This is a genomic window from Burkholderia sp. Ac-20365 (assembly GCF_017104715.1).
Classification (GTDB): Bacteria; Pseudomonadota; Gammaproteobacteria; order Burkholderiales; family Burkholderiaceae; genus Paraburkholderia.
The window spans coordinates 1-12,112 of record NZ_JAAGPI010000026.1 but is presented as its reverse complement, the minus strand read 5'-3'; the positions used below and the strand labels follow the sequence as shown (position 1 = coordinate 12,112).

At 63.5% G+C, this 12,112-nt stretch carries 13 protein-coding genes; 2 read left to right on the top strand and 11 right to left on the bottom strand.

The genetic code is table 11. The annotated features are described in order from the left end of the window. The first annotated feature begins 7 nt into the window (after positions 1 to 7). Positions 8 to 1,021 (top strand): glycosyltransferase family 4 protein, encoded by a 1,014-nt coding sequence (locus G3O01_RS31385; protein ID WP_205810877.1) that lies wholly within the window; start codon positions 8 to 10, stop codon positions 1,019 to 1,021. A gap of 237 nt (positions 1,022 to 1,258) precedes the next feature. After that, a complete protein-coding gene (locus G3O01_RS31380) occupies positions 1,259 to 2,545 on the top strand; it encodes an O-antigen ligase family protein (protein WP_205810876.1) in 1,287 nt (428 codons plus the stop codon). A 16-nt stretch (positions 2,546 to 2,561) separates the two neighbouring features. On the opposite strand, the gene G3O01_RS31375 is transcribed toward G3O01_RS31380, so the two are convergent. The 11 genes from G3O01_RS31375 to G3O01_RS31325 all read right to left on the bottom strand — a co-directional run bounded on the left by G3O01_RS31375 (position 2,562) and on the right by G3O01_RS31325 (position 11,206). Beyond that, positions 2,562 to 2,858 carry a hypothetical protein gene (locus G3O01_RS31375; protein WP_205810875.1) on the bottom strand — a complete coding sequence of 99 codons (297 nt, stop codon included), beginning with the start codon at positions 2,856 to 2,858 and terminating at the stop codon, positions 2,562 to 2,564. Positions 2,859 to 2,971: 113 nt separating this feature from the next. Then, entirely contained in the window at positions 2,972 to 3,142 is a 171-nt protein-coding gene (locus G3O01_RS31370) for a hypothetical protein (RefSeq protein WP_205810874.1), read from the bottom strand. Between the two features lie 195 nt (positions 3,143 to 3,337). After that, positions 3,338 to 3,526 carry a hypothetical protein gene (locus tag G3O01_RS31365; protein WP_205810873.1) on the bottom strand — a complete coding sequence of 63 codons (189 nt, stop codon included), beginning with the start codon at positions 3,524 to 3,526 and terminating at the stop codon, positions 3,338 to 3,340. A gap of 76 nt (positions 3,527 to 3,602) precedes the next feature. Continuing rightward, positions 3,603 to 5,072 (bottom strand): ribonuclease G, encoded by a 1,470-nt coding sequence (gene rng, locus G3O01_RS31360; RefSeq protein ID WP_205810872.1) that lies wholly within the window; start codon positions 5,070 to 5,072, stop codon positions 3,603 to 3,605. Between the two features lie 9 nt (positions 5,073 to 5,081). Continuing rightward, positions 5,082 to 5,711 (bottom strand): Maf family protein, encoded by a 630-nt coding sequence (locus G3O01_RS31355; protein WP_205810871.1) that lies wholly within the window; start codon positions 5,709 to 5,711, stop codon positions 5,082 to 5,084. A gap of 175 nt (positions 5,712 to 5,886) precedes the next feature. After that, positions 5,887 to 6,357 (bottom strand): 23S rRNA (pseudouridine(1915)-N(3))-methyltransferase RlmH, encoded by a 471-nt coding sequence (gene rlmH, locus G3O01_RS31350; protein WP_205810870.1) that lies wholly within the window; start codon positions 6,355 to 6,357, stop codon positions 5,887 to 5,889. Between the two features lie 70 nt (positions 6,358 to 6,427). Then, entirely contained in the window at positions 6,428 to 6,886 is a 459-nt protein-coding gene (rsfS, locus tag G3O01_RS31345) for a ribosome silencing factor (protein WP_205810869.1), read from the bottom strand. 3 nt (positions 6,887 to 6,889) lie between these two features. Then, the gene (locus G3O01_RS31340; protein ID WP_205810968.1) at positions 6,890 to 7,627 is read right to left on the bottom strand and encodes a nicotinate-nucleotide adenylyltransferase; all 738 of its coding nucleotides are present in this window, start codon (positions 7,625 to 7,627) and stop codon (positions 6,890 to 6,892) included. A 51-nt stretch (positions 7,628 to 7,678) separates the two neighbouring features. Further along, positions 7,679 to 8,611: an oxygen-dependent coproporphyrinogen oxidase gene (gene hemF / locus G3O01_RS31335; RefSeq protein ID WP_205810868.1), complete on the bottom strand. Its 933-nt coding sequence runs from the start codon at positions 8,609 to 8,611 to the stop codon at positions 7,679 to 7,681. Between the two features lie 297 nt (positions 8,612 to 8,908). Next, the gene (purD, locus tag G3O01_RS31330; protein WP_205810867.1) at positions 8,909 to 10,186 is read right to left on the bottom strand and encodes a phosphoribosylamine--glycine ligase; all 1,278 of its coding nucleotides are present in this window, start codon (positions 10,184 to 10,186) and stop codon (positions 8,909 to 8,911) included. Positions 10,187 to 10,477: 291 nt separating this feature from the next. Continuing rightward, positions 10,478 to 11,206 carry a YebC/PmpR family DNA-binding transcriptional regulator gene (locus G3O01_RS31325; protein WP_205810866.1) on the bottom strand — a complete coding sequence of 243 codons (729 nt, stop codon included), beginning with the start codon at positions 11,204 to 11,206 and terminating at the stop codon, positions 10,478 to 10,480. Between the last annotated feature and the right edge of the window lie 906 nt (positions 11,207 to 12,112).

Sequence of the window (12,112 nt, the reverse complement as noted above, 5' to 3'; positions counted from 1 at the left end):
CGCTGCCATGCGTGCGATGCAGGCGACGACCATTCAGACAGAAGGCATGATTCACATCTTCAACGGGTTTCACAATCCGAACGGCGGAAGCGAGCAGGAGGCGCTGCGCCTGTACGAGCTGCTACATGACAAGAGCGATGTGCGGCTCTGGAGCACGTCGTCGCGGACCTCTACGGAACTGTCGGCGGCATATCCGATCCGCCCGCTTGCGCCGTTCAAGGCCAGCATGCCGCGCGGCGGCACGTATGTGTTCGTGGGTGCGCACTGGCGCCACCGTCTGTGGCCGTATTTCGCGGGTCGTCCGGAGCGGCTGGTGTACGTGTTCAACACGTTTCATCCGAAGCTGCTCGCACTGACGTCGTCGCCGCCGGCGCTGCTGCGCTGGCCCGCGACCGAGTTCGTGCTGATCTCGTCGTTTCAGGCGCAGCTGCTCGGCGTCAAGGGCGAGATCCAGCCGTCGCCGATCGATGTCGACCGTTTTGCGCCGCGCATGCGGGAAGCGCACGCGCAGCCGGTGATCGGTCGTCTGAGCCGCGATACGGCCGACAAGCATCATCCCGACGATATCCCCGTGTACAAGACGCTCGCCGCGCGTGGCTGCAAGCTGCTGCTGCAGGGCGCAACAACGCTCGCGGGCGCGCTGCCGCAAGACGACGCGATCCGCCTGTTACCCGAAGGCGCGATGACTGCGCCGGATTTCCTGCACGAGCTCGATATCTTCTATTACCGCACGGGCGAGCATGTCGAGACGTTCGGTCGCGTGGTGCTCGAGGCGATGGCGTGCGGCTTGCCTGTCGTGTGTCACCGCCACGGCGGCTACGCGGATGTCATTCGTCACGGCGAGAACGGCTTTCTGTTCGATACATCCGAAGAGGCGCTGGCCATGCTCGCCCAGTTGATCGAGCAGCCTGCGTTGCGCGAAAAGATCGGTGGCGCGGCGCGCAAGACGGTCGAGCAGCTGTATTCGCCTGCAGCGCTCGAGTCACGTACGGCTTTCTACCTGCGCGGACCCGCGGGATGAATTTCACCGCCTTACCGTTGCTTGCGATGCGGGCGGCCGCACAGCCAAATCGCATGGCCGCCATGAGATGATGGCAATGGCGTGATCCGTCGTTCGGGCGCGGATATCAGCAGTTGAAGCAAGCAGGAACACCAAGATCAACTAAAGGCACCGGTCACGGAAATCGGGCCATCGACGCAGCGAGTTCTCGGTCCAAGGCTACGCGAGCGCAATTCGTCATTGAGAGTAGAAGCACACATGCAACACGCTACAAGAGAATCGTATCCGTTGATCCTTGCGCGAACTTTCGCGCTTCTGGTGCTGTTTGCGGTGCCGCTGTCGACGGCGGGCGTGAACATCGCAGCGACGCTGTTCGCGGTGTGCGCGCTGCTGTCTCCCGAAGTGTGGCGTAACTGGCGCTCGCTCTTCACGGACCGCGTGAGCGTCGCGGCGCTGCTCCTTGTCGGCGCGCTGGCGCTGAGCCTCGTTTGGACGACGGCAAGCCGCGCGGACGCGCTCGACTTTCTGATGAAGTATCGCAAGCTGATCTATTTGCCGCTGCTGCTCCTGACGTTCCGGGATTGCCGCACGACTGCGTGGACGACGGCCGCCAAGTGGGTGCTGTTCAGTGCGCTGACCTTGTTGATGCTGCTGTCGTGCTCGAATTACCTGGGCTGGACGTCGATCGGGCCGTGGCACTCGAATACGGATCCGATCCGCCGTGCGTGGGTATTCAAGGACCACATATCCGCGGGTATTGTGACGGCGCTGCTGTTCTATCTGGCGCTGAACTTCGCGCGACACGCGCGCGCCCGCGCCGCGAAGATCGCGCTCTACGCCATCGCGCTGCTCGCGATTATCAACGTGTTGCTGATGATGCAGGGACGCACGGGTCAGGTCATCGCGATCTGCTACATCGTGATCTGTTTCGTGACGTATTTCAGGTCGCTGCACAGCGTGAAGCCGTGGATGAGGTGGGGCGGCGGTGCCGTGCTGGTGGCCGTCGCGGGCGGCCTCGTGTATGCGGCACTGCATTCGCACAGTTCACGTCTTGCGGAAACGCATGAGGAAATCAGCGCATACGAAACATCGAACAAGGACACGTCGATGGGCGTGCGCATCGTGTTCTACCGCCGCAGCGTCGAGCTGATCGCCGAGCGTCCGATCATCGGTCATGGCGTGGGCACCGTGCGCACAGAGTTCGATGCGCTTGCGCGCAACAATACGGGCGCGGCGGCGGCAACCGCGGGCAATCCGCATAACGAGTTCCTGCTGATGGGCGTTCAGCTGGGCATCGTGGGCATTGCGCTGTTCGTGTTTATGCTCGTGCAGATCGCGCGATCCATGCTTGAACTGCGCGAGCCAGCGCGCACGATCGTGTTCGCCTACCTGTTCGCGTTTGTGGTGGGCTGTTTTGCGAATTCGCTGTTGCTCAACTTTACCGAAGGCAATCTGTTCATATTCCTCGTCGGCATTTTTCTGAGTTGCCGGAGCGGCACGCCTACGCAAGCCGAAGAGCGCGCGGCCACGTTACGCGCAAATTAAGGCGAGTCGAATCCGCTCACACTCCGCTCGTCACCAGCGACAGCACCGACAGATCAGGATGGGTGCCTTCGACGATGCTCTTGCCGACATGCACCGCTTCGTAGGTTGCATCGTCGAGTGTCTTGAACGACTCCTCGCCGTCCGCATGAAAATGCACCGCGTGGCCGGGCAGTTTGGGATCGGCACCGGGATGGCAGACATAGCCGACGTACGTATAGCGTTCACTGCCGTCTTTTAGCGACGGCGCGACGTAAATCTCGAAGCCTTCATAGTCGACTTTTTGCCAGCTCAGCGTTGCGGCGTCGTCGGGCATGATTGTCTCCGTGCGGAGCGGCGGGGCGGGCGGCCTGAGAATGACGGGCGACGCTGACGCTTGCCGCGTATCGTGCGCCGCAGCGCGCGGCGCGATGCGATGTGTCGAGGGTTTCAGTGCCGGTGGCGCAGGCGTTCCCACCAGCGATGCCCGTCGTAGCGGCCCGACATCCCCTCACGAACGTGATGCGAGTGATGCTCGCGCCGCAACTGATGCGACAACAGCGTCGCGATGACCGCCAGCACGACGATGCCGACCACGATGCCAACCATTGATTCAGCCATGGCAGCCTCCGTCTATTGCAACTGCATACTGCAAGTCTAGTTGATTTGCCGGTTCAGGGCGTTGGCTAGCCTGTCACGCCTCTCGCGTTCCGCCGCTCCGCGCCCCGAGAGACCGCGATCGATGAATCTCTGTAACCTCTACACGGAAGTCATTGAAATTTCGTATCGGCGATTGATGCGCGTTGCATCGGCGGGTCAGATTTCGTCGTCGGAAAGCAGCGCTTCGAGGCCGAAGAGCCACGCGATGCCGAAGGTCAGCAGGCCCCCGATCGAGCGTTTCGGAAGCGCGTCCTCCTGCTGCGCGGCCGGGCGGTAAGGCCCGTCGTAGCAGGGGTTTGGCAGGGGTGTCTGATCGTCGTTGTAGTCGTATTGTTCGGAGCGCATGGCGCCTCCCGCGTGCGGTGTCGAATGCTGTACAGCAAACGTTGTGCCACGGGAGGGGCGATGGCGTCGGGGACGGTTACATCAGCACAATGTCGTACTGCTCCTGACTCAGATTCGACTCCACCTGCAACGACACCGGCTTGCCGATGAAATCGATCAGCATGGCCAGATGTTGGGATTCTTCTTCGAGAAACAGATCGATCACCTGCTGCGACGCGACCACGCGAAACTCGCGCGGATTGAATTGCCGCGACTCGCGCAGAATTTCCCGCAGCACGTCATAGCAGACCGTGCGCGCCGTCTTGACCTGGCCCTTGCCCTGACAAACGGGGCAGGGTTCGCACAGCACATGCGCAAGCGATTCACGCGTGCGTTTGCGCGTCATCTCGACCAGCCCGAGTTGCGAGAAGCCGTTGACCGTCACGCGCGTGCGGTCGCGTGACAGCGCCTTCTTCAACTCGCCGAGCACCTGATCGCGATGCTCGGTGTTTTCCATGTCGATGAAGTCGATGATGATCACGCCGCCCAGATTGCGCAGGCGCAACTGGCGCGCGATGGTGTGCGCCGCTTCGAGATTCGTCTTGAAGATCGTGTCATCGAAATTGCGTGCGCCGACGTAGCCGCCCGTGTTCACGTCTATGGTCGTCATGGCTTCCGTCTGGTCGATCACCAGATAGCCGCCCGACTTCAGATCGACGCGCCGCGACAACGCGCGCTGGATTTCCGTCTCGATGTTGTACAGGTCGAAGAGGGGGCGCTCGCCCGTGTAGTGATGCAGCTTCGACGACACGGCAGGCGTGAACTCGGCCGCGAACTCCGACAGCATCTGGTACGTCTCACGCGAATCGACCTGAATACGCGTGGTCTCGTCGTTGACGAAGTCGCGCAGCACGCGCTGCGCGAGATTCAGATCCTGATAGAGCAGGCTGGTGGGCGGCATGCGCTGCCCCTGCGAAAGTATCGTCGCCCATGTCTTGCGCAGATACGCGACATCGCCGGCCAGCTCTTCGCTGGTTGCGTCTTCGGCGATGGTGCGCACGATATAGCCGCCTTTTTCGTCGACGGGCAACACCGACGTGAGCCGCGCACGCACGGCCTCGCGCTCGGCTTCGCTTTCGATCTTTTGCGAAATGCCGATATGCGGTTCCTGCGGCAGATAGACGAGCGTGCGCCCGGCGATGCTCACTTGCGTCGACAACCGCGCGCCTTTCGTGCCGATGGGATCCTTGACGACCTGCACCATCAGCGTCTGCCCTTCGAAGACGATCTTCTCGATAGGCTGATGCGGCACCGGCTGTTGCGTTTCGCCCGCGAGCCGCGGATGCCAGATATCGGCGACGTGCAGGAACGCTGCGCGCTCCAGACCGATATCGATGAACGCGGACTGCATGCCCGGCAGCACGCGTACCACCTTGCCGAGATAGACATTGCCGACCCGCCCGCGCGACAGCGTGCGTTCGACATGAAGCTCCTGCACTGCGCCCTGCTGGACCAACGCTACGCGCGTCTCCTGTGGCGTAACGTTAATCAGGATTTCTTCGTTCATGGTGTTGTTCTAGAAGTCGATGCGCGCCGCACGGAGTAGGGCAGCGGTTTCAAACAATGGCAAACCCATGATACCTGAATAGGACCCGTCGATATGCTCGATGAACTCCGCTGCGCGCCCCTGAATGCCATATGCGCCCGCCTTGCCAAGCGGCTCGCCGCTAGCGGCATAGCGGCGCAGCGCATTGCTTTGCACTGCAGCAAATCGCACGCGCGATGTCGATAGCGCGGGCGCGAGCAATTCGCCTTGCGCATCGACCGCGGCCACGGCCGTCAGGACCTCATGATCGCGGCCTGCAAGGCGCGTGAGCATCGCGACGGCGTCGTCGGCATCGATTGGCTTGCCGAGAATCGCATCGTCGATCGTGACGGTTGTATCTGCAACGAGAATGGGTGCGTTCGGGTGTCCACCCGCGACGAGCCGCGCGCGCGCCGCTTGCGCCTTCGCGATACACACGCGCATCACATAGTCGTGCGCCCGCTCGCCGGGCAACTCGGCTTCGAGTGCTTCGGCGTCTTCATCGGGACGCGGCAACAGCAATTCAAAGCGCACGCCCAGTTGTGTGAGCAACTCCTGGCGGCGCGGGCTTTGCGACGCGAGATAGACGAACGGAAAGACAGCGGCGGACTGATTGGACATGGATCGGTCTTAAAGAAAGGGGGCGCGCGGTTTTGCGGACACACAACGCAAAGGCAAAACCGACGGTACGGGCTGAGCGTAACAGAGCAGGCGGGCGGCGCGCACCTGGCCATTCGGCCAGGTTGTGCCCGTCGATGCACGTCCGCAAGATGGGCGGCGTGTTCAGACCCGGAGTTCAGGCCCGATGATACGGATGATTCTGCGTGATGGTCCACGCGCGATACAGTTGTTCAGCCAGCAGCACGCGGACCATCGCGTGCGGCAGCGTGAGGCTCGACAGGCGCAGCAGCATGTCCGCGCGTGCCTTCAGCTCAGGGTCGAGCCCGTCCGCGCCGCCAATCAGAAACGCGACGTCGCGCCCGTCCTGTTGCCACGAAGGCAGCGCGTTGGCGAGCTGCATCGTGGTCCAGTCCTTGCCACGTTCGTCGAGTGCAACGATGCGCGCGTTCTTCGGCAACGCCGTTTCGATTTTCTGGCGCTCGGCGGCCATCACGCTTTCGGCGGAACGGCCCGACGAGCGCTGCTCGGGCTTGAGCTCGCGCAGTTCGATACGCAGCTCGGGCGGCATGCGCTTCGCGTACTCGTCGAAACCCGTGGCGATCCAGTCGGGCATCTTGTGGCCGACGGCGACGATGTGCAGTTTCATCGGCAGCCTCGCGTGCTGTCAGGCACGTCGGCTACAGCAGGCGCGAACCATAACATCGACGACCGCGTGCTCACGAGCGGCGGCGTGCGGGCGCCTTGCGCGCGGGACGTGCAACGGGTGCTTCGTCTTCCTCGTCTTCGTCATCGAGCGGCTCGGACGGACGGGCGCCGCCGAACGGATTCGGCGTCGACAGCTTCACGCGCACCGGCTTGTCGCCCCAGATCTCTTCGAGGTTGTAGTACTGGCGCAGCGCCGGCTGCAGGATGTGCACGACGGCATCGCCGCAATCCACCAGCACCCATTCGCCGATGTCTTCGCCTTCCGTGCTGACGATGTCACCTCCCGCTTCCTTGACCTTCTCGCGCACGCTGGAGGCGAGCGCCTTGGTCTGGCGGTTCGACGTGCCGCTCGCGACGATCACGCGGTCGAACAGCTCGGTGAGGTGGCTGGTGTTGAACACCCGAATGTCTTGCGCCTTGACGTCTTCGAGTCCGTCGACGATCGCGCGTTGAAGCTTGCGTATATCCATGGTTTACCGATGGTACAGATGATGTTGAACAATATAGTCCCACACAGCGGCGGGGACATGATCGGGTGCGGACTGGCCGTGGGCCGCCGCGTGACTTGCGGACGTATCCGCGTTGTTTTCGAACCACGCGCGCAGATGCGCGCGGATGTCGGTGGCCGACACGTCGAACGCAAGCGACGTGTCGATCAGCAAATGGCCGGCGGGCGTCGCCTGCAACGTTTCGGCGTTCGCCGCGCGCTCTGCGATAACGGCGGCGACGGCGGTTGGCACCGTCGCCACGTCAAAGCCGGGGCGCGTCGCTGCAGCAATATGCGCGTAGTCGAACAGGCGCGGCCAGTCTCGCCACGTGTCGAGCCGCACCAGCTGGTCGGCGCCGATCAGCAGCGAGATCGAGACATCGGCGCCTTCGCGCTCGCGCCAGCGCCGCAGCGTTTCGACGGTGTAGGTCGGGCCGTCGTGTTCGATCTCGTCCGTGGCGACGCTGACAGTCACGCCCGGCAGCGCCAGCGACGCAGCCGCCGCGCGCGTCATGGCGAGCCGGTGTTCGGCCGCCGAGACGTCCGCTTTCTGCCAGGGCTGCCCGGCCGGCATCAGCACCAGTTCGGTCAGATCGAGTGCGTCGGCGAAGCGTCGCGCGAGCGCCAGATGGGCGTCGTGGATCGGGTCGAACGTGCCGCCGAGTATGCCGATGCGTCGGCGCAATGCCCGTTGGGGCGCGACGGGTTGAGCGGTTGGATTCAGTTGCGGTTCCTTTGCCTTTTGGTTGAAGCGGGTAGGGCGCGATGCTACGCGTCAGACCCACTCGCGCTGGACGAGGAAGTCGCTGTACAGGCGCGCTTCCGGCGTGCCCGGCTCGGGCTGCCAGTTATAACGCCAGTTCACGACGGGCGGCATCGACATCAGGATCGATTCCGTGCGGCCGCCGCTTTGCAGCCCGAACAGTGTGCCACGGTCGAACACCAGGTTGAATTCGACGTAGCGGCCGCGCCGGTAGGCCTGGAAGTCGCGCTGGGCGTCGCCGTACGGCATGTCGCGACGCTTCTCGATGATGGGCAGATAGGCGTACAGGAACGCATCGCCGACGCTCTGGGCCATCGCGAACGACTGTTCGAAGCCCGGCTCCGCAAAATCGTCGAAGAAAATTCCGCCGATTCCACGCGGCTCGTTGCGGTGCTTCAGGAAAAAGTAGTCATCGCACCAGCGCTTGAAGCGCGGGTACAGATCGTCGCCGTACGGCTGCAGCGCATCGCGGCAGACGCGATGAAAATGCTGCGCGTCTTCCTCGAAGCCGTAGTAGGGCGTGAGATCCATGCCGCCGCCGAACCAGAACACCGGCGCTTCGCCCGCTTTCGTCGCGCACAGCAGCCGCACGTTCATGTGCACCGTCGGGCAATAGGGGTTGCGCGGATGCAGCACCAGCGACACGCCCATCGCCTCGAACCCGCGCCCTGCCAGTTGCGGGCGCAGCGCGCTCGCCGAACCGGGCAGCGCGTCGCCTTGCACGTCCGAAAAACCGATGCCCGCGCGCTCGAAGAACTGGCCGTCTTCCAGAATGCGCGTACAGCCGCCGCCGCGCAGCTTTTCGCCGGGGGCGCGCCGCCAGCTATCGGTGGCGAGCGGCGTGCCGTCGAACGCGCCGAGCGCATCGGCGATCCGCGTCTGCAGCCCTTGCATCCAGGCGCGGACTGTCTGGGTATCGTGAGCGTCGTGAATCGAATCGGTCATGGTGTGTGGGGCGCGGCAGCTACAAAACGCTGGCGCGGTGGGGTCTCAATAGGACGGATCGGGCGTGATGCAATGCCGGCGGCTTGCGGGGCAACAGGCGCCGTCGTGGGCGAGTTGCCATTTTTTACATCGTCGCCCGCAGCAGCGAACCTTTGCCGACAGACCCAAGTGTAGCGCCGGCGCGGCCAACTGGCCCTGAAAGGCCGGACCGCTGGGGCAGACCACCGGTCCGGGGCGTGTCCGGACGCAATGCCCGGACCCCACGCCGCACGGCGCTTTCAGTAAAACGCGACGGGCTTACCCGTGCTTGCGATTGGCCGCGCGATAACCGATGTCGCGACGATACTGCATGCCGTCGAACGAGATGTGGTTGATCGCTTCATAGGCGACGGATTGCGCGCTGCGCACCGAATCCGCCAGACCGACCACGCACAGCACGCGTCCGCCCGAGGTCGTCAGCTTGCCGTCCTTGAGCGTCGTGCCTGCGTGGAACGTCACCGCGTCGGCCGTCTCGGCGGGAATGCCGCTGATGAAATCGCCCTTGCGCGGCGCTTCCGGATAGTTGTGCGCGGCCAGCACGACGCCCAGCGCAGTGCGGCGATCCCACTCCAGTTCCACCGTATCCAGCGTGCCCGCGATCGCGTGTTCGACGACCTTCGAGAAGTCGCCCTTCAGACGCGCCATGATCGGCTGCGTTTCCGGGTCGCCCATGCGGCAGTTGAATTCGAGTGTCTTCGGGTTGCCTTGCGCGTCGATCATCAGGCCGGCGTACAGGAAGCCCGTGAAACGGATGCCTTCTTTCTCCATGCCGCGCACGGTCGGCAGGATGATTTCGCGCATCACGCGTGCGTGCAGCTGCGGCGTGACGATGGGTGCGGGCGAGTAAGCGCCCATGCCGCCCGTGTTCGGGCCCTGATCGCCGTCGAGCAGTCGCTTGTGGTCCTGGCTCGATGCCAGCGCCAGCACGTTCTTGCCGTCGACCATCACGATGAAGCTCGCTTCCTCGCCGGCCAGGAACTCTTCGATCACGACGCGCGCGCCGGCATCGCCGAGTTTGTTGTCCGACAGCATCATGTCGACGGCCTGATGCGCTTCGTCGAGCGTCTGCGCGACGACCACGCCCTTGCCGGCCGCAAGACCGTCGGCCTTGATGACGATGGGCGCGCCCTTGGCGTCGATGTACGCGTGCGCGGCGGCGACGTCCGCGAAAGTCTCGTATTCAGCCGTCGGAATCGCGTGGCGTTTCATGAACGACTTCGCGAAGTCCTTCGAGCTTTCGAGCTGTGCCGCTTCCTTCGACGGCCCGAAAATCTTCAGACCACGCGCGCGGAACACGTTGACGATGCCGGCTGCAAGCGGCTGCTCCGGGCCGACCAGCGTGAACGCGATCTGCTCTTTCTCGACGAAGTCGGCGAGCGCGTTCAGGTCAGTGATGTCGATGTTGCGCAGGCGGTCGTCCTGCGCGGTGCCGCCGTTGCCGGGTGCGACATAGACGAGCTGCACGCGCTCCGATTGCGCGAGCTTCCACGCGAGCGCATGTTCGCGACCGCCGGAACCGACGACGAGTAACTTCATGAGATTCCCCGAATGCTTAAAACCGTGAACGGCCCGCGCTGGGGCGCGAGCCGTGGAAATTCAACTTCGCACAACGCGAGGGCGTTGCGTGTGCCGCAGGCCACAAAGCTGGGCCATGTGGCTGGAAATGCAGCGGAACCGGCCGCTGAGGACGAGTGCGCGTTCAGGCTGCAACGCCTGTGCAGCGGAGGCAGAAGAAGCGCAGCGACGGCCGCGGGGTCGAAGGGGACCGGAACCTGACCGGAAACCCTGACCGCGGCGGCGCGCTCACTTGCCGCCCCATTTGCTGCGTCACTCGTCGGCGATGGCCGCGTTCGTGTAGACCTCTTGCACGTCGTCCAGATTTTCCAGCGCGTCGAGCAGCTTTTGCATCTTGACGGCGTCGTCGCCCGTGAATTCGACTTCCGTTTGCGGCTTCATCGTCACTTCCGCTAGTTCGGCCTTGAAGCTGGCTGCCTCGAGCGCGGCTTTGACCTTCGGGAAGTCGTTCGGCGGGCAGATCACTTCGATGCTGCCGTCTTCGTTCGTGACGACGTCGTCGGCGCCTGCTTCGAGCGCGGCTTCCATCAGCTTGTCTTCCGGCGTGCCGGGCGCGAACAGGAACTGGCCGACGTGATCGAACATGAACGACACCGAGCCGTCCGTGCCCATGTTGCCGCCGAACTTCGAGAACGCGTGGCGCACTTCCGCGACCGTGCGGGTGCGGTTGTCCGTCATCGTGTCGACGATGATGGCTGCGCCGCCGATGCCGTAGCCTTCGTAGCGGATTTCTTCGTAGTTCGCGCCATCCACGCCGCCGACGCCGCGCTGGATGGCGCGGTTGATGTTGTCCTTCGGCATGTTGGCGTCGTACGCCTTGTCGACGGCGAGCCGCAGGCGCGGGTTCGAGTCGATGTCGCCGCCGCCCATGCGGGCCGCGACCTGGATTTCCTTGATGAGCCGCGTCCAGACCTTGCCTTTCTTGGCATCGGCCGCTGCTTTCTTATGCTTGATGTTGGCCCATTTCGAATGACCCGCCATACCTTTCTCCGTCGCGCGCGCCAGTGGGGCGCACGCATTGTGCAAATGTCGTTGCGTTTGTCGGGCGGTGCGGATGTTGCGCTCGCGCCCTGATGTCAGTCTGGTCGCACCCTTTTGCGCGTCTGGGGTGACGCTGCGCTAGCGTCGTGAGACCGACGGAAGCGGTTGGAGCGGTTCAAGCGCTGCCGCTGGGGTGCACTGCCCGAGTCGGTGGGCAGACCGAGATTTTATCATGGAGGAGGGGCCACACAGGGGTGTGGGGTGAGTGCAGGGTTTGGTTTGTTTTGGCTTCTCTGCTGGCATCCGCGTGATGTATCTGGTTTGCTAGCGTCGCCCCTGTGCGGGGCGGCACCTACTTTTCTTTGCCGCGGCAAAGAAAAGTAGGCAAAAGAAAGCCGCTGAACACCGCTAGTCCTTGTCCTTGCCCACGGGCCCCCAACGGCCCCGTCCTGTTCGCGACATCGCTCTTCTCGATGCCCGCTGCCAACGCTCTTATTGAGCGCCTCACCCGCTTCATACTCTCGCGTCGCCGCACGCGCGATCAAATCGCCCGCGTTCTACAGCGGCAAACTGTGTGTAGGCTTTCGCCGCGTATGCGCTTCACTCCGGACGGAAAAGCACGGTCGGTGTCGTAAGAGCGCCGACGTGTGAAGTACTGCGACCTACACACAGTTTGCCACCTGGGCGGCATCAACCATTCGCTGCCGCTGGCTGCGCTACGGGTGATTGAAGTGGGTGAGGCGCTAATTCAGAGTGTTGGCAACGGGTGGGGACTGAGAGGTTGCCGTGTGAAGGATAAGACCCGTTGGGGGCCCTCAGGCGGAGGTCAAGAACGGGCGGTGTTAGCCCGCTTTCTTTGCTTACTTTCTTTGCGGCGGCAAAGAAAGTAAGTGCCGCCCCGCACAG